General features: G+C 64.9%; 15 protein-coding genes. 5 read left to right on the forward strand and 10 right to left on the reverse strand.

Features of this window, described 5'->3' with window-relative positions:
- Positions 1-18 precede the first annotated feature (18 nt).
- Positions 19-1,155, reverse strand: coding sequence for an acyl-CoA dehydrogenase family protein (locus PKB_RS22350; RefSeq protein ID WP_043254616.1), 1,137 nt, complete (start codon positions 1,153-1,155; stop codon positions 19-21).
- A 257-nt stretch (positions 1,156-1,412) separates the two neighbouring features.
- Between PKB_RS22350 and PKB_RS22355 the strand changes: the two genes are divergently transcribed.
- Both PKB_RS22355 and PKB_RS22360 read left to right on the forward strand, forming a co-directional pair.
- On the forward strand, positions 1,413-2,312 hold the full coding sequence (locus PKB_RS22355; RefSeq protein WP_167333395.1) for a GlxA family transcriptional regulator: 900 nt from the start codon (positions 1,413-1,415) through the stop codon (positions 2,310-2,312).
- A gap of 91 nt (positions 2,313-2,403) precedes the next feature.
- Positions 2,404-3,363, forward strand: a complete 960-nt coding sequence (locus PKB_RS22360) for a hypothetical protein (protein ID WP_043254620.1) — start codon at positions 2,404-2,406, stop codon at positions 3,361-3,363.
- Between the two features lie 104 nt (positions 3,364-3,467).
- Here PKB_RS22360 and zapE read toward each other — a convergent pair whose 3' ends face one another.
- From zapE to PKB_RS22375, 3 genes are all read right to left on the reverse strand, one after another.
- Entirely contained in the window at positions 3,468-4,562 is a 1,095-nt protein-coding gene (gene zapE / locus PKB_RS22365) for a cell division protein ZapE (RefSeq protein WP_043254621.1), read from the reverse strand.
- A gap of 94 nt (positions 4,563-4,656) precedes the next feature.
- Complete coding sequence (locus PKB_RS22370; protein WP_043254623.1) at positions 4,657-6,003, reverse strand: tryptophan--tRNA ligase; 1,347 nt, start codon at positions 6,001-6,003, stop codon at positions 4,657-4,659.
- 42 nt (positions 6,004-6,045) lie between these two features.
- A complete protein-coding gene (locus tag PKB_RS22375; protein ID WP_043254625.1) occupies positions 6,046-6,690 on the reverse strand; it encodes an alpha/beta hydrolase in 645 nt (214 codons plus the stop codon).
- Between the two features lie 138 nt (positions 6,691-6,828).
- On the opposite strand from PKB_RS22375, the gene PKB_RS22380 reads away from it, so the two are divergent.
- Positions 6,829-7,272 (forward strand): Z-ring associated ZapG family protein, encoded by a 444-nt coding sequence (locus tag PKB_RS22380; RefSeq protein ID WP_043254626.1) that lies wholly within the window; start codon positions 6,829-6,831, stop codon positions 7,270-7,272.
- 183 nt (positions 7,273-7,455) lie between these two features.
- Here PKB_RS22380 and PKB_RS29335 read toward each other — a convergent pair.
- The 3 genes from PKB_RS29335 to cysD form a co-directional block, all read right to left on the reverse strand.
- Positions 7,456-8,678, reverse strand: a protein-coding gene (locus tag PKB_RS29335) for an IS3 family transposase (RefSeq protein WP_156958065.1) whose coding sequence is annotated in 2 segments (ribosomal slippage) — positions 7,456-8,327 and positions 8,327-8,678 — 1,224 coding nt in all. Because the reading frame shifts where the segments join, the coding sequence is not laid out codon by codon here.
- Positions 8,679-8,786: 108 nt separating this feature from the next.
- Complete coding sequence (gene cysN, locus PKB_RS22395; RefSeq protein ID WP_043254628.1) at positions 8,787-10,688, reverse strand: sulfate adenylyltransferase subunit CysN; 1,902 nt, start codon at positions 10,686-10,688, stop codon at positions 8,787-8,789.
- Between the two features lie 12 nt (positions 10,689-10,700).
- On the reverse strand, positions 10,701-11,618 hold the full coding sequence (cysD, locus tag PKB_RS22400; RefSeq protein ID WP_043254631.1) for a sulfate adenylyltransferase subunit CysD: 918 nt from the start codon (positions 11,616-11,618) through the stop codon (positions 10,701-10,703).
- 336 nt (positions 11,619-11,954) lie between these two features.
- On the opposite strand from cysD, the gene mltB reads away from it, so the two are divergent.
- A complete protein-coding gene (gene mltB, locus PKB_RS22405) occupies positions 11,955-13,064 on the forward strand; it encodes a lytic murein transglycosylase B (RefSeq protein ID WP_043254633.1) in 1,110 nt (369 codons plus the stop codon).
- A 7-nt stretch (positions 13,065-13,071) separates the two neighbouring features.
- Here mltB and PKB_RS22410 read toward each other — a convergent pair whose 3' ends face one another.
- On the reverse strand, positions 13,072-13,830 hold the full coding sequence (locus tag PKB_RS22410) for a Nif3-like dinuclear metal center hexameric protein (RefSeq protein ID WP_043254635.1): 759 nt from the start codon (positions 13,828-13,830) through the stop codon (positions 13,072-13,074).
- 114 nt (positions 13,831-13,944) lie between these two features.
- On the opposite strand from PKB_RS22410, the gene algW reads away from it, so the two are divergent.
- Positions 13,945-15,105 carry a Do family serine endopeptidase AlgW gene (gene algW, locus PKB_RS22415; RefSeq protein WP_043254637.1) on the forward strand — a complete coding sequence of 387 codons (1,161 nt, stop codon included), beginning with the start codon at positions 13,945-13,947 and terminating at the stop codon, positions 15,103-15,105.
- A gap of 46 nt (positions 15,106-15,151) precedes the next feature.
- On the opposite strand, the gene hisC is transcribed toward algW, so the two are convergent.
- Together hisC and hisD are read right to left on the reverse strand one after the other, a co-directional pair.
- Positions 15,152-16,210, reverse strand: a complete 1,059-nt coding sequence (gene hisC / locus PKB_RS22420) for a histidinol-phosphate transaminase (protein ID WP_043254640.1) — start codon at positions 16,208-16,210, stop codon at positions 15,152-15,154.
- 61 nt (positions 16,211-16,271) lie between these two features.
- Positions 16,272-17,582: a histidinol dehydrogenase gene (gene hisD / locus PKB_RS22425; RefSeq protein ID WP_043254641.1), complete on the reverse strand. Its 1,311-nt coding sequence runs from the start codon at positions 17,580-17,582 to the stop codon at positions 16,272-16,274.
- Positions 17,583-17,673 lie beyond the last annotated feature (91 nt).

The raw sequence follows: 17,673 nt of genomic DNA on the forward strand, positions 1-17,673 counted from the left end.
TTTTTCATGCCTGCACCATTACAGCGAGCGGGCGATGATCTCTTTCATGATCTCGTTGGTGCCGGCGTAGATGCGTTGCACACGAGCATCGGCCCAGGCGCGCGCCACCGGGTATTCCCACATGAAGCCGTAGCCGCCATGCAGTTGCACGCACTCGTCGAGCACCTTGCACTGCAGATCGGTCGTCCAGTACTTGGCCATCGCCGCAGTCGGCACGTCGAGCTTGCCCTGCAGGTGCAGTTCCAGGCAGCGGTCGACGAAGGTGCGGCCGACCTGGATCTCGGTAGCCATCTCGGCCAGTTTGAAGCGAGTGTTCTGGAAGTCCGCCACCGCCTTGCCGAAGGCCTTGCGCTCGCGGGTGTAGTCGAGGGTCCATTTCAGCGCCGCCTCGGCCGAGGCCAGCGCCCCGAGGGCAACCGTCAGGCGCTCCTGCGGCAGCTCCTGCATCAGGTAGATGAAGCCCTGCCCCGGCTGACCGAGGAGCGACTCCTTGGGCACGCGCACGTCCTGGAAGAACAGCTCCGAGGTGTCCTGGGCCTTCATGCCGACCTTCTCCAGGCGCTGCCCCTTGGCGAAGCCCGGGGTTCCTGCCTCGACCAGGAACAGGCTGGTGCCTTTGGCGCCGCCCTTCGGATCGGTCTTCGCGACCACGATCACCAGGTCGGCGAGATAGCCGTTGGTGATGAAGGTCTTGGAGCCGTTGATGACGTACTCGTCGCCGTCGAGCACCGCCGTGGTCTTTACGCCCTGCAGGTCGGAGCCGGCGCCCGGCTCGGTCATGGCGATGGCGCCGACCATCTCGCCGGAGATCAACTTCGGCAGGTAGTGCTGTTTCTGCGCCTCGCTGCCGTAATGCAGGATGTAGGGCGCAACGATGTCCGAATGCAGGGAGAAACCAATGCCGGTCAGACCCAGGCGACCGATCTCTTCGATGACCACGGTGCTGTAGAGAAAGTCCGCAGCCATGCCGCCGTAGGCTTCGGGAATATGCGAGCAAAGCATCCCCGCCTCGCCTGCCTTGTTCCACAGGCCGCGGTCGATATGGCCGTCCTTTTCCCATTGGTGATGGAAGGGCACGGCCTCCTGTTCGAGGAACTTGCGCACGCTGTCGCGGAACAACTCGTGATCGGAACTGAACAGGGTTCTGGGGATCATGGTCACCTCCTGGTGCCGTGCTGATGCCATCGAAGGGCCGAATGTAGGGCGCGCCCCGACATCGCGCACTGGACACATGCGACAAAAAATAAGACGATCCAGCCGCGATTTGACCAGATAAGCGTCAAACGCTGCGATCAACAACAATGACAAGAAAGATGCCTGAACTCTCCGTATCCCCGCTCAACCGGGTCAGTATCCTTGCGACCGATGGCGTCTTCGCCTCCACCCTCATGCAGGCCAGGGACTTCCTCCACATGGCCAGCCTGCGCTTCGGCAGACAGGAAGGCCTGGGCCTGACCCCACTCCTGCAAACCCGCATCGTCAGCCCCGACGGCCAGCCCGTGAAGGCGTTCAGCGGCGACCTGCTCTCCGTGGACGGCGCCCTCGACGATTCCGAACTGGTCATAGTCCCGGCCTTCTGGGGCGACTTCGACCAACTGCTCGAACGTTATCCACAAGTGGTGCCCTGGCTGCGCCAGCGGCATGCCGCCGGCAGCGCGATCAGCAGCGAGGCCACCGGCGTCTACTGGCTGGCCGAAGCCGGGCTGCTCGACGGCAAGGAAGCGACCACCTACTGGCGCTTCTTCGACGCCTTCGCCGCTCGCTATCCGGCCGTGCTGCTCAACCGCGAGAAGCACATCACCGACGCCGACAACCTCTACAGCGCCAGTGGCGTGACCTCCTCGCGCGACCTCTACCTCTACCTGATCGAGCGCTTCTGCGGCTCCAGCGTGGCGCAAGGCGTATCGCGAGACATCCTCTTCGAAGTGCAGCGCAGCTACACCCCGGGCCGCCTCGGCTTCGGCGGGCAGAAGCTGCACCACGACCCGGCGATCCTGCAGGTGCAGCAGTGGCTGGAGGAGCACTACGCCGAGAAATTCCGCTTCGAGGACGTGGCCCGCGATCACGGCATGAGCATCCGCAACTTCATGCGGCGCTTCCAGGCGGCCACAGGCGACAAGCCGCTGCACTACCTGCAGCGGCTGCGCATCGAGACCGCACGCGGCTTGCTGTCGACCACGCGCAAGAGCATCAAGACCATCAGCTATGAGGTCGGCTACGACGACGCGAGCTTCTTCGCCCGGTTGTTCCGCCAGCACACGAAGCTCTCGCCCAACCATTTCCGCAATCAGTACCGGCGGAAGGAAGCCTGAAACACGCCATCCGTAGGATGGGTCCCGTAGCGGGGGCGGCTGCCTATGATCGGAGCCGCCCCTCGCAGAACAAAAACCACGGGATCTCGCCATGCGCCGCCTACTGCTCGTCCTGCTCACCTGCCTGTGCCTGCCCGCCCTGGGCGCGGACAACTGGAAACCCTTCCCCTACGACCAGAGCGCCTTCGACTACTCCGGCGACAAGCTGCGCGCCGCCTGGCCGCGCCTGACCCGAGGTTTCGGCGGCTACCCATTCCCCGACGCCACCTGGGTGACGAAGATGGCCGCCGCTCATCCCGACGCGGTCGCCAAGACCGTGGCCAGTGGCAGCGGCTTCAGCGGCAAACCGGAAGAAGCCCGGACCTACGCCGAGAAGCTGCAGGATGTGTGGCGCAAGGTGTTCCGCGGCGACTTCGCCCAGGCCAAGCAAGACGGCCTAGCCCTCGGCGTCGGCGGCCAGGTGCCCGCCATGTTCGCCCAGGTGCTCTATGCCATGTTCCTCGCCCCGGCTTCGGACAAGCAGCAGCTACTCGAGGAAGTGATCAGCTACACCGACCAGGCCGGCCCGTTGCTCAATGCCGACCCGATCGCCCAGTTCGGTCGCGCCTACGCCAAGGCACGCCTGGCCGAAGAACTGCCGGTACCGGTGGTGCTCAAGCGCGGCTACACCGGCGAGATCCCCAAGGAACTGGATGCCATCCTCGCCGAGCGCCCCAACCAGCCGTTCGCCCTCGCCCTCTACGGCGGTTACCAGGCCGGCGTGATCCGCAAGGTCGGCAAGCTGGTCGGTCGCATGACCTACGGCGTCAGCGCCGACCAGATGGAGCAGTACTTCGCCCGCTCCTTCCGCGCCAGCGACGACCTGCCGATCGGCCACTACGAATACGCCAATGCACTGGGCTACGTGTATGGCGACGACCAGCACGAAAAGGCGCTGGAGCAACTTAGGAAAGCCGTGGCGATCAAGCCGATCAATGCCATGGAAGCGCTGGAAGTCGCGCGCGCCAAGCAGCTGTTGAAGACGGCCGAGGAACAGACCGCGCAGCGCTGAGTCCGCGGCAGGATGCACGAGCGGATCTCGTCCGCGAATCCACCCAGCAAGAACGAAAAAGGGCTGCCATTGGGCAGCCCTTTTTACTTGCAGCACTGCTGCCGTCAGGGACGGTGCGGGCGGCTGAGGAACTCGTGGGACTGCATTTCCAGCAGGCGGCTGAGGGTGCGCTGGAACTCGAACTCCAGGCGGCCGCCAACGTACAGGTCTTTCAGCTCGACCTCGGCGGAGATGATCAGCTTGACGTTGCGATCGTAGAACTCGTCCACCAGGTTGATGAAACGGCGCGCCAGGTCATCCCTGGCCGGGTTCATCTGCTCGACGTTGGAGATCAGCACCGCGTGATAGATCTTCGCCAGCTCGATGTAATCGTTCTGACTGCGCGGACCGTCGCACAGCTCACGGAACTCGAACCAGGCCACGTCGTCGCAGGTCAGGCGTGCGCGGATCGGACGGTTCTCGATGATCAGCACGTCGTCGCGGATCGCCGCGGCGCAGTCCGGGGTGAGCTTGTTGAAGTCACGGGACATGGCCTGCTCGGCCTGCTCGGTCAGCGGCCAGTGGTACAGCTCGGCCTGCTCGAGGGCACGCAGTCGGTAATCCACGCCGCTGTCGACGTTGACCACTTCGGTGTACTGCTTGACCAGTGCGATGGCCGGCAGGAAGCGGGCGCGCTGCAGGCCGTCCTTGTACAGACCGTCCGGCACGATGTTGGAGGTCGCCACCAGGCTGACGCCGTTCTTGAACAGCTCCTCGAGCAGGGTCGCGAGGATCATGGCGTCGGTGATGTCGGAGACGAAGAATTCGTCGAAGCAGATCACCCGGGCCTCTTCGGCGAAGCGCTTGCCGATGATGGTCAGCGGGTTCTTCTCGCCCTTGAGGGTCTTCATTTCCTCGTGGACGCGCTTCATGAAGCGGTGGAAGTGCGTACGCATCTTCTGCTTGAACGGCAGTGCGTCGAAGAAGGTGTCCACCAGATAGGTCTTGCCGCGACCGACGCCACCCCAGAAATACAGGCCCTTGACTGGACCACTGGGCTTCTTGCCGAGCAGCTTGCCGAACAGCCCTGGCTTGGCCTGGTCGGCTGCCAGCAGCTCGTCGTACAGGCGTTGCAGATGCCTTACGGCATTGGCCTGTGCAGCATCGTGGAAGAAATCGGGACGTTTGAGGTCTTCCTGGTAGCGCTGAAGGGGCGTCATGATCGGTAGCAAGGCAACGAAAACGGGGCCGACACTTTAGCGACGGCCCCGCTTCTTGGCAATCAGCCATCCGTCGAGGATGGCCGCCTGCGGTTTACTCCTGCGGCGCCAGCGCCTCGCGTACGCGTTCGATCGCGGCATCGCGCGCCGCGGCATCGGCGAACTCGGGGCTCTGCGCCACGGCCGCGCCGTCCAGCCAGAGCGCGAAAGCGTTGCCTTCAGCGCGCAGGTCCAGGGCTTCGCCACTTTGCAGGCGCTTGCTCACCGCGCCAGCGGACTTGCCGTCAGCGAAGGAGGACGACAACAACAGCTGCTCACCGGCGGCATCCAGCAAGCGGAAACGGAAGCTGCCGTCGTCGTCGCGGAAGCTGACGATGCGTGCGCTCTTGGCCGCTTTCTTCTTGCCTTCGCCGGCCACTTGCGCCTGCTCGCGGAACGAGCGCAGGCCCACCGACTCGCGCAGCTCGCCGAGGAACGGCGTGGCAATGCGACGTGCCTTGGCGGCGCCGGCCAGGAGGATGTCCTCCAGGTCGCCCGGGCGGGCAATCAGCGTGTGGTAGCGCTCGCGGGCTTCGCCCAGCTCGCTTTCCAACAGCTCGTACAGGCGCTGCTTGGCTTCGCCCCAGGCCAGGCCGTCGAGCAGCGCGGCGCGGAAATCCGCGAGCTGAGCGGCAGTGGCGAAGGCCTGATAGAGGGTGAACAGGTGGGCGTTGTCCGGGTCCTTCGGCTCGCCCGGCGCGCGCGAGTCGGTGACGATGCGGGCGATGGCGTCCTTGAGCTGCTTGCTGCTGCCGAACAGCGGGATGGTGTTGTCGTAGCTCTTGGACATCTTGCGACCGTCCAGGCCCGGCAGGGTCGCCACGTCTTCCTCGATCACCGCTTCGGGCAGGGTGAAGAGTTCCTTGCCGTTGCCGAACAGGTGGTTGAAGCGCTGGCCGATGTCGCGGGCCATTTCCACGTGCTGGATCTGGTCGCGGCCGACCGGCACCTTGTGCGCGTTGAACATCAGGATGTCCGCGGCCATCAGCACCGGGTAGCTGTACAGGCCCATGGTGACGCCGGCGTCCGGGTCTTCGCCGGCCTCGACGTTCTTGTCCACCGAGGCCTTGTACGCGTGGGCGCGGTTGAGCAGGCCCTTGGCCGAGACGCAGGTCAGCAGCCAGGTGAGCTCGGGGATTTCGGGAATGTCGGACTGGCGATAGAAAGTCGCCTTATCGGCATCCAGGCCGCAGGCCAGCCAGGTGGCGGCGATCTCCAGGCGCGAACGCTGGATGCGCTGCGGGTCGTCGCACTTGATCAGCGCGTGGTAGTCGGCCAGGAAGTAGAAGGAATCTGCCTGCAGGTCGCGGCTGGCGACGATTGCCGGGCGGATGGCGCCGGCGTAGTTGCCCAGGTGCGGGGTGCCGGTGGTGGTAATGCCGGTGAGGATGCGGGTCGTCATGGGATACCAGAAATCAACGCGGAAAAATGAGCGGTCCGGATGTTAACCCGCGACGCCGGCCGGCGCGAGCCGGGGCTGCAGCAGGTCCTTGAGCTCGATCAGCTTGCCGTGGAAGAAGTGGCTGCATTCGGGCACGCGCAGCAGCTCGTGGGGCAGCGTCAGCGAATCGCTCCAAGCGTAGACGCGCGCCGGCGTCACCACCTCGTCATCTTCGGGCTGTACCACGGTGATCGGGCACTGACGCGGCAGATCGACCTCGAAACGCTCCACAGGCGGCGCCAGCATGAACAGATGGCGCAGGGCGATGCCCTGCCCTTCCAGTCGCGCGGCGGCGTTGCCGGCGACGCAGGAGCCGAAGGAGAAGCCCATCAGGGTCAGTGGCAGGCCGGGATGCTTGTCGCCCAGCCAGCGTGCGATAGCCAGGGCATCGTCGATCTCGCCACGGCCATCGGCGTAGGTCCCCGAGCTCTGGCCCACGCCACGGAAGTTGAAACGCAGGGTCGCGTAGCCGCTGTCACGGGCGATGCGCTGCAGGGTGGCGACCACCTTGTTCTGCATGGTGCCGGCGAAGAGCGGGTGCGGATGGCAGATCAGCGCCACCCCGACAGCATCCGGCGTATCCAGGTGCAAGGCTTCCAGCGGACCGTCGGGCCCATCGATGAACAGGGGAATTTCGCGGGTGGACAAACAACAACTCCGTGACCCCGAAGCGGGTCGTCTCGTCTAGCTCGATACCGCGCCGATGCGGAGGCCTCGCCTCGTGGTGTACAGCGCAGGTGCAAGCCGCTAACGTAAAGCAAAGCCGTCTATAGAGGAAGGATTCGCGTGGAACAGTCCCTCACCACCTGGTTGCTGCCGGTCATCGCCCTGTTCGTCGGAGCCGCCATCGGCTTCCTGATCGCTCGCGTGCTGCCCAATGCCGCCCCCAACAAGATGCAGCGCCAAGTGGACGATCTGCAGGACCGCTTCGACAGCTACCAGCGCGAAGTGGTGACCCATTTCAATACCACCGCCAGCCTGGTGAAGAAGCTCACCCAGAGCTATCAGGACGTACAGGAACACCTCTCCGAAAGCGCCGAGCGCCTGGCTCTCGACGAGCAGACCAAGCAGCGCCTGCTGGCTGCTCTGCACGCCGAAAACGCCTACCCCGAACGCCGCGAGCGCCTGACGCCGCCAGCCGCCGGCGAAGCGCCGAAGGACTACGCGCCGAAGTCCGGCGAAGGCCCGGGCACGCTGGACGAAACCTATGGCCTGAAGCGCAAGCTGTAAGCGCCGCAGTGACCAAAAGCCCCGCCTAGGCGGGGCTTTTTCATGCCTGGAGGAATGTAACCTGCAGGAGCGAGCTTGCCCGCGAACAGCATCGCGCAAGACGGTTCGCGAGCAAGCTCGCTGCTACGAAAAGCCTGTCTAGTCCTGAAATAGGTTTACACCTCTCAGGCCATGCTCCAGACCTCAGAACGCCCGATGCACCGCATCGGGCGTTTTGTATTTCAGGGCCAGGTGAGGGCGCTCGCGGTTATAGATGTCGACGGCTTCACGCACCATGCGGCGCGCCTGCGCGAGGTCGGCGGGAGGATGCTCCAGCAACTCGTTCTTCAGGATGCCGTTGACGCGCTCAGCCAGCGCATTCTGGTAACAGTCGTAGCCGTCGGTCATCGAGCAGATTGCTCCGTGCTGCGCGTGCAGGCGTTGGTAAAGCCCCGAGCAGTACTGAATTCCTCGGTCGGAGTGATGCACCAGGGGTTCCTGCGTCGTGCGGCGCCGCAGGGCCTGGCTGTAGGCATGGGCCACCGACTCGGCGTGCAGGCTGTCGTGGACGTGATGGCCGACGATCTTGCGCGAATAGGCGTCGGTGACCAGGCTCAGGTACAGCGGGCCGCTCTGGCTGGGCAGATAGGTGATGTCGGCAACCCAGACGCGCTCCGGCGCATCGGGCAAGACCTGTTGCGGCCCTGGCTTGAGCAGATTGGGATGGCGATGGAACCGGTGAAAACTGTGGGTGGTCTTGTGGTACGCCCGCTTGGGTCGAACCACCAGGCGGTGCTCGGCCAGCACCCGGAACAGGCGATCGCGCCCAACTCGCAACGCGGCTTCCGCTTGCTGCTGCAACAGATAATGCAGCTTGCGTGCTCCCAGGCGCGGCTGACGCATCCGTACCTGCCGCACGAACTGGGCGATCTGTCGATCCTGCTGGCTGCGCTGATCCGCCGCCCGGTTGCGCTGGTAGTACGCCTGGCGGCTGATGCCCATGAACTGGCAAGCCCTGCTAACACTCAGCGCTTGGACTTGCCTTTGCGTGAGGACTTGCCGGGACGCTTTTTTACGATCGAAACGCCGTAGTCATTCTTCAGCACATTCACCACGGCCTCGAAGAACTGCGCCTTCTGGCTCATCACCTCAAGCTGCTGCTCGAGTTCCTTGATGCGTTGTTCCGGGGTCAATGGCAATTTCGGGGTATTCATATCCGGGCTCCGAGCCTTTCGAAGGGAGGCGCCCTGGTTCCAGTCCTGCCGGCCATGCTTGCGTAACCACACCAGCACCGTCGAGCGGCCCTGGATGCCATAGCGGGCCTGAGCCTCCTTGTAGCTCATTTCCCCTTTTTCGACCTGGTCGACCACCGCCAGTTTAAAAGCCAGCGTGTAATCACGCTGGCTGCGACGAACACCTTCTGCCATCGGGGCTCTCCTGAAATAAGGGCGAAGGTGTAAACCTTATTCAGGACGGGACAGCCCCCAAGAAAAAGCCCCGCCGAAGCGGGGCTTTTTCACGTCAGGCGACGGCGATCAGATCGCACCGCGCTGACGCAGCAGGTCGAGGACCGCCTTGACGCCTTCTTCCACCGACTGGCTCTGGGTGTCGATCACCAGATCGGCGTCCAGCGGCACATCGTAGGGGAAGGACTCACCCGGGATGTTGTCCTGGCCGGCAGCGTACAAGCCCTGCGGATCACGCTCGCGGCAGGCCTGCGGAGAAGCCTGCACGTAGACGGTGACCAGGCGCTCGGCGCCGATCAGCGCCCTGGCTTGCTCGCGACCTTCTGCGCTCGGTGCAACGAAGGCGCACAGGCTGATCAGGCCGGCTTCGTTGAACTGGCGAGCAACGTGCGCTGTGCGCAGCCAATTCTCGTTGCGACCAGCGCGATCCTGCGGCAGGCCCTTGTTCAGGTCGTGACGCAGGTTCTGGCCGTCCAGCACATAGACCGCGCGGCCCATGTCGAACAGCTTGCGCTCCACGGCGTAGGCCAGGGTGCTCTTGCCGGCGCCGGAGAGGCCGCTGAACAGCACGGTGGCGGGCTGCTGGCCGAAGCGCGCGGAACGCTCGTCGCGGCTCACGTGGGCGCCCTGGCCGTGGTGGCTGCCATGGCTCTGCCCGGCCTGCGGCGAGGCGATGATCATGCCCGCGCCGACGGTGCCGTTGGTCAGGCGATCGATGACGATGAAGGCACCGGTGGTGCGGTTCTGCGCGTAGCCGTCGAGGGCGATGGGCGCATCCAGGCTGACCTTCACGCGGGCGATCTCGTTGAGCTTGAGTTCGCTGGCGGCGGTCTCTTCCAGGGTGTTCACGTCCACCTTGTGGGCGATGCTCGGGATCGAGCCCGGCACGTAGCTGGTGGCGCGCTTGATGTCGTATTTCTTGCCCGGGAGCATCGGCTCCTCGGCCATCCACACGAGCATGGCGTCGAAGCCGTCGGTGACCTGCGGACGGTTGTCGGCATGCACCAGCATGTCGCCGCGGGACACGTCGATCTCGTCTTCCAGGGTCAGGGTGACGGCCTGGCCGGGACCGGCCTGCTCCAGTTCGCCCTCGAAGGTGACGATGGACTTGATCTTGCTGCCCTTGCCCGACGGCAGGGCGATGACCTCGTCGCCCTTGCGTACGACGCCGCTGGCCAGGGTGCCGGCGAAGCCGCGGAAGTTCAGGTTCGGACGGTTGACGTACTGCACCGGGAAGCGCATGTCGTCGAGGTTGCGGTCGCCGGCGATCTCGACGGTCTCGAGGATCTCCATCAGCGACTGGCCGGTGTACCACGGCGAGCGCTCGGACTTGTTGACCACGTTGTCGCCCTTCAGCGCTGACATGGGCACGAAGTGCAGCGAGTTGGTCTTCAGGTTGATCTTCTCGGCGAACTGCAGGTAATCGGCCTTGATCTGCTCGAAGACGCCCTGGTCGAACCCCTTCAGGTCCATCTTGTTGATCGCGACGACGATGTGCTTGATGCCCAGCAGCGAGGCGATATAGCTGTGCCGGCGGGTCTGGGTCTGCACGCCGTAGCGGGCGTCGATCAGGATGATGGCCAGGTCGCAGGTGGACGCACCGGTGGCCATGTTGCGGGTGTACTGCTCATGGCCGGGGGTGTCGGCGATGATGAACTTGCGCTTGGAGGTGCTGAAGTAGCGGTACGCCACGTCAATGGTGATGCCCTGCTCGCGCTCGGCCTGCAGACCATCGACCAGCAGCGCCAGGTCGACTTCGTCACCGGTGGTGCCGACTTTCTTGGAGTCCTTGGTGATGGCCTCGAGGTGGTCCTCGTAGATCATCTTGGAGTCGTGCAGCAGGCGCCCGATCAGGGTGCTCTTGCCGTCGTCGACGTTGCCGCAGGTGAGGAAGCGCAGCAGTTCCTTGCGCTCGTGCTGGGCCAGGTAGGCGAGGATGTCCTCGCTGATCAGATCGGATTGATGCGACATGGTGCGAGAACCTTAGAAGTAGCCCTGACGTTTCTTTTCTTCCATAGAGCCTGCGGCATCGTGGTCGATGACCCGGCCCTGGCGTTCGGAAGTACGGGTCAGGAGCATTTCCTGGATGATTTCCGGCAGCGTGGTGGCGGTGGATTCCACCGCACCGGTCAGCGGGTAGCAGCCGAGGGTGCGGAAACGCACCATCTTCTTCTGGATGCTGGCCTTCTGTTCAGGCGTGAGGTGCTCGAGGATGCGCTCGTCGTCGATCATGATCAGCGCGCCGTTCATCTCGATGACTTCGCGCTCTTCGGCGAAGTACAGCGGCACGATCGGGATCTGCTCGAGGTAGATGTATTGCCAGATGTCCAGCTCGGTCCAGTTGGACAGCGGGAAGACGCGGATCGATTCGCCCTTCTTCACCTTGCCGTTGTAGACGTTCCACAGTTCCGGGCGCTGGTTCTTCGGGTCCCAGCGGTGCTTGCTGTCACGGAACGAGTACACGCGCTCCTTGGCGCGGGATTTCTCTTCGTCGCGGCGCGCACCACCGAAGGCGGCATCGAAGCCGTACTTGTCGAGCGCCTGCTTGAGGCCCTCGGTTTTCATCACGTCAGTGTGCTTGGCACTGCCGTAGGTGAAGGGATTCATGTCCTGCGCCACACCATCGGGGTTGATGTGGGTGAGCAGGTCCAGGCCGTATTCGCTGACCATCTTCTCGCGGAAGCGATACATTTCCTGGAACTTCCAGCGGGTATCGACGTGCAGCACCGGGAACGGCAACTTGCCGGGGAAGAACGCCTTGCGGGCGAGGTGCAGCATCACCGCGGAGTCTTTGCCGATGGAGTACAACATCACCGGGTTGTCGAACTCGGCGGCGACCTCGCGGATGATGTGGATGCTTTCCGCTTCCAGCTGTTTCAGATGCGTCAGTTTGTCGACCATGGCTACTCACGGAATTGCTTATGGACGGCCTTCGGGCCGTAGACGAGCGCGCACTCTACCACAGCGCGTAGGCTCTAACCGGGGAGCGGTTTATACCAAAAAAATATACCGATATAGCCATACGCATTCAGTCCCGCAAAGGCGTGCAGGCGACTCCCGGCGCGGGCTCCAGCCCGGAACCAGGAGGCTACAGCGGACAGGTCGACACGTCCTGGCCGGCCATCGGATAGCACATCCCTCGCCTACCGTCCGCGAAGTGCGTCATGTCCGCACTTGCCTGCCCCGCGCGCCGAGCTACCATAGCCCTCCTCCGCCTCACTACCCTGCAGATTTCCCATGCGTCGCATCGCTTCCTTCCTGCCCGCGCTGTGCCTGCTCTCGGCATGCAGCAGCAAGCCCGTTTCACCTCCGCTGCCGCCCGCCCCACAGAGCACCGCCAGCAGTCTTCCGCAGAAGACCTACGTGCCCTGGCAGGGCGCGCAGACGAGCGGCGCGCTGACCGGCGACTTCGCAAATAACCCGAATGCGCAGCGCTTCATCGAGCGCATGGCCAGCGAGCACGGCTTCGACCGCCGGCAGCTGCAGGGGCTGTTTGCGCAGACCGAACGGCTGGACTGGGTGATCCGCCTGATGGACCAGCAGGCTGTGAGCTACCCCGGCAGCTACGGCCCGAACGGTGCCTGGCTGCGCTACCGGAAGAAGTTCATAACCCCGGACAACGTGCAGAACGGCGTCGCCTTCTGGAACCAGTACGCTGCCGACCTGCAGCGCGCCTCGCGCACCTATGGCGTGCCGGAAGAAATCATCGTCGGCATCATCGGCGTGGAGACCCGCTGGGGCCGCGTGATGGGCAAGACCCGCATCATCGACGCGCTCGCCACCCTGGCGTTCGACTATCCGCGCCGCGCCGACTACTTCGCCGACGAGCTGGAGCAGTTCCTCCTGCTCAGCCGCAAGGAAAACGACAACCCGCTCGCCCTGCGCGGGTCCTATGCCGGCGCCATGGGCTACGGCCAGTTCATGCCGTCCTCGTTCGCCAAGTACGCGGTGGACTTCGACGGCGACGGCCACATCGACCTGTGGAACCCGCGCGACGCCATCGGCAGCGTCGCCAACTACTTCAAGCAGCAGGGCTGGCGGACCGGCGACATAGTGGCCGTCCCGGCATACGGCCAGGCGCCCTCGCTGGACGTCGGTTTCGAGACGCAGTATTCGGTCACCGCCTTGAGTGCGGCGGGCCTGCGCCCGCAGGGCTCCCTCGGCAACCATGCCAGCGCTAGCCTGCTGCGCCTCGACATGGGCCGCAACTACCAGTACTGGTACGGCCTGCCGAACTTCTATGTGATCACCCGCTACAACCACAGCACCCACTACGCCATGGCGGTGTGGAAGCTGGGTGAAGCCGTGGACCAGGCGCGCCACGGTTACGCGGCCAAGGGGAACTAGCGCGCGGTCAAGCCGGATTCGGGCAGTCGATGAACTGATGCTCGATGCCGAAGCGCTCGGCCAGGTAACGCCCCAGCGCCTGCACGCCGTAGCGCTCGGTGGCGTGGTGGCCAGCGGCGATGAAGGTGATGCCGTTTTCCCGCGCGCTGTGCACGGTCTGCTCGGACACTTCACCCGTGAGGTAGGCATCGACGCCCGCGGCAATCGCCTGGTCGATGTAGCCCTGGGCACCGCCGGTGCACCAGGCGATGCGCCGGATCGGCCGGTCGCCCTCGACCAGCAGTGGCTCGCGCCCGAGCACAGCACCGACGTGGCGTGCGAAGTCGGCCGGCGCCATGGGCTCCGCTGGCGCGCCAACCAGCACGATGGAGCGCGGGTTGCCCGGCTCCAGCGGCCCCTCGATGGTCAGGCCGAGCTGGCGGCCCAGCTGCACGTTGTTGCCCACTTCCGGATGCAGGTCGAGCGGCAGGTGATAGGCCAGCAGGCTGATGTCGTGGCCGAGCAGGGTCTTCAGCCGGCGCTGCTTCATGCCAACTACACAGGGATTCTCGCCCTTCCAGAAATAGCCATGGTGCACCAGCACCGCATCGGCCTCGGCGGCCACGGCCGCATCGAGCAATGCCTGGCTGGCAGTGACGCCACTGACGATGCGCCGCACCTGCGGACGCCCCTGCACCTGCAGGCCGTTCGGGCAGTAGTCCTGGATGCGCGCGGCATCCAGGAAACGGTCGGCTTCTTCGACCAGAACACTTAGCTCGATCGTCATTGATTTTCCTCCAGACTGCAGTGCGGACGGCTACTTTCTTGGCACGCCGCTCGTATAATGGCGGCCACCCTAACGGCCTTCCCCAGGCCGGACAACCCCAAGGAATTCCCTCCGATGCTGAAGGCCCTGCGTTTTCTCGGCTGGCCCGCGCTTGTTGGCGTCCTGTTGGCGCTACTGATCATCCAGCGTAACCCCGAGTGGGTCGGCCTGCCGCAGCAGGAAGTGCATCTGCAACAAGCGCCGCTGCTCAGCCGCATCCAGCAGGGCCCGGTCAGCTATGCCGACGCCGTCACCCGCGCGGCGCCGGCGGTGGCCAACCTGTACACCACCAAGATGGTCAGCAAGCCGACCAACTCGATGCTCGACGACCCGCTGTTCCGCCGCTTCTTCGGCGACAACCTGCCGCAACAGAAGCGCATGGAGTCCAGCCTGGGTTCGGCGGTGATCATGAGCCCCGAGGGCTACCTGCTGACCAACAACCACGTTACCGCCGGCGCCGATCAGATAGTGGTGGCCCTGCGCGACGGTCGCGAAACCACCGCCAGCCTGGTCGGCAGCGACCCGGAAACCGACCTCGCGGTGCTCAAGATCGATCTCAAGGACCTGCCGGTCATGACCCTCGGCCGTTCCGACGGCATCCGCACCGGCGATGTCTGCCTGGCCATCGGCAACCCCTTCGGCGTCGGCCAGACCGTGACCATGGGCATCATCAGCGCCACCGGGCGCAACCAGCTCGGCCTGAACACCTACGAGGACTTCATCCAGACCGACGCCGCGATCAACCCGGGCAACTCCGGCGGCGCGCTGGTGGATGCCAACGGCAACCTGATCGGCATCAACACCGCGATCTTCTCCAAGTCCGGCGGTTCCCAGGGCATCGGCTTCGCCATCCCGGTGAAGCTGGCAATCGACGTGATGCAGTCGATCATCGAGCACGGCCAGGTGATCCGTGGCTGGCTGGGCGTCGAAGTACAGCCGCTGACACCGGAACTCGCCGAGTCCTTCGGCCTGCAGGACAAGGCCGGCATCGTGGTCGCCGGCGTGTATCGCGACGGCCCGGCCTCGCGGGCCGGCATGCTACCTGGCGACATCATCCTGAGCATCGATGGCGAGCCGGCCAGCGACGGGCGCAAGGCGATGAACCAGGTGGCGCGCACCAAGCCCAACCAGCACATTTCCATCGAGATCCTGCGCAACGGCAAGCACCTCACCCTGCAGGCGGAAGTCGGCCTGCGTCCGCCGCCGGCGCCGAATCCGCAGCAACAACAGCAGTAACGAAAAACGGCGCCCAAGGGCGCCGTTCTTCATTGCCGGGAGCGACTCAGATGCGCGGACGCAGGGCGTCCAGCAGAGCCTGATTCTGCTCCTCGGTACCGATGCTGATGCGCAGGAACTGGGCGATTCGCGCCTGCTTGAAGTGGCGCACGATCACGCCCTCCTCGCGCAGGCCGGCGGCCAGCTCGGCAGCATCATGCCGAGGGTGACGAGCGAAGATGAAGTTCGCCGCCGAAGGCAGCACCTCGAAGCCCATGCCGCGCAGCTCGCCGACCAGCTTCTCGCGGCTGGCGATCACCGCCTGGCAAGTCTGCTGGAAGTAGGCCTCGTCCTCGAACGCCGCAATCGCACCGGCCTGCGCCACGCGATCCAGCGGGTAGGAGTTGAAGCTGTTCTTCACCCGCTCCAGGGCCTCGATCAGGTCCTCGTGCCCCACCGCAAAGCCGACCCGCAGCCCGGCCAGTGAGCGCGACTTGGACAGGGTCTGCGCGACCAGCAGGTTCGGGTAGCGATTCACCAGGCTGATGGCGGTCTCGCCGCCGAAGTCGACGTAGGCTTCATCCACGAGCACCACGCTGTCCGGGTTCGCCTTGAGCAGGCGCTCGATGGCTTCCAGCGGCAACAGGCAGCCGGTGGGTGCGTTGGGGTTGGGGAAGATGATCCCGGCGTTGGGCTTGGTGTAGTCCTCGATGCGGATCTGGAACTGCTCGTCCAGCGGCACCGCCTCGAAGGCCACACGGTAGAGGCCGCAGTAGACCGGATAGAAGCTGTAGGTCACGTCGGGGAACAGCAGCGGCCGGCCTTCGTGCTGGAACAGCGCGTGGAAGGCATGGGCCAGGACCTCGTCGGAACCGTTGCCGACGAACACCTGGCTCGGGCGCACGCCGTGGTAGTCGGCAATGGTTTGCTTCAGGCGGTCGGCATTGGGGTCCGGGTACAGGCGCAGGTTGTCGTTAAGCTCACCCTGCATGGCGGCCAGTGCCTTGGGCGACGGGCCATAGGGGTTCTCGTTGGTGTTCAGCTTGACCAGCTTGGCCAGCTTCGGCTGCTCGCCCGGGATGTAGGGCACCAGCTCATTGACGAAGGGGCTCCAGAACTTGCTCATCGCCCTTCTCTCCTCGAATGCGTTGTAGGGCCGCCCCACACGCGGGGCGGCGAAACGGGGTTCAGTTCTTGATGCGGTATTCGGCACTGCGCGCGTGGGCGGTCAGCGACTCGCCGCGGGCCAGCACCGAAGCAGTGCCACCCAGCACAGAGGCGCCGTCGGCCGAGCAGAAGATGATCGACGAGCGCTTCTGGAAGTCGTACACGCCCAGCGGCGACGAGAAGCGCGCGGTGCCGGAGGTCGGCAGCACGTGGTTCGGGCCGGCGCAGTAGTCGCCCAGGGCCTCGGCGGTATAGCGACCCATGAAGATGGCGCCGGCGTGGCGGATGTTCGGCAGCCAGCTTTCCGGGTCGGCCACCGACAGCTCCAGGTGTTCCGGCGCGATGCGATTGGCTACCTGGCAGGCCTGGGCCTGGTCGGCGACATGGATCAGCGCGCCGCGGTTGCTCAGCGAGGTGCGGATGATTTCGGCGCGCTCCATGGTCGGCAGCAGCTTATCGATGCTGGCGGCGACCTTGTCGAGGAACTCGGCGTCCGGGCTGACCAGGATGGCCTGGGCGTCTTCGTCGTGCTCAGCCTGGGAGAACAGGTCCATGGCGATCCAGTCCGGATCGGTGCCGCCGTCGCAGACCACGAGGATCTCGGACGGACCGGCGATCATGTCGATGCCGACCTGGCCGAAGACGTGGCGCTTGGCGGTGGCGACGTAGATGTTGCCCGGGCCGACGATCTTGTCCACCTGCGGCACGCTCTCGGTGCCATAGGCCAGCGCGGCCACGGCCTGCGCGCCGCCGATGGTGAAGACGCGGTCGACGCCGGCGATGCAGGCGGCAGCGAGGACGATCTCGTTGATCTCGCCACGCGGCGTCGGCACCACCATCACTACTTCGGCTACGCCGGCGACTTTCGCCGGAATAGCGTTCATCAGCACGGACGACGGATAGGAAGCCTTGCCGCCGGGTACGTACAGGCCGGCGCGATCCAGCGGGGTGACCTGCTGGCCAAGCACGGTGCCGTCAGCCTCGGTGTAGCGCCAGGAGTCCTGCTTCTGCTTCTCGTGGTAGCTGCGCACACGGGCGGCGGCGGTTTCCAGGGCTTCGCGCTGGGCCGGGGTGATGCGGGTCAGGGCCAGTTCCAGACGCTCGCGCGGCAGGATCAGGTCGGCCATGGACTTCGCTTCGAGGCCGTCGAAACGCTGGGTGAACTCCACCACGGCGGCGTCGCCACGGCTGCGCACGGCGGCGATGATGTCCAGCACGCGCTGGTTCACGGCGTCGTCGGAAACGCTTTCCCAGGACAGCAGATGGTCCAGATGACGCGCGAAGTCCGGATCGGCGGCGTTGAGTCGACGGATGGCGAAGGGTGCGGTCATAGCTGGCCTCTTAAATTTGGCGTGATCTCGGGCGCCGCTAGACTAGCAAGCCCACCGTGCGGGCACCCGAGATAATTTGGCTATGACACGG

Source organism: Pseudomonas knackmussii B13, assembly GCF_000689415.1.
GTDB classification, from domain to species: domain Bacteria; phylum Pseudomonadota; class Gammaproteobacteria; order Pseudomonadales; family Pseudomonadaceae; genus Pseudomonas; species Pseudomonas knackmussii.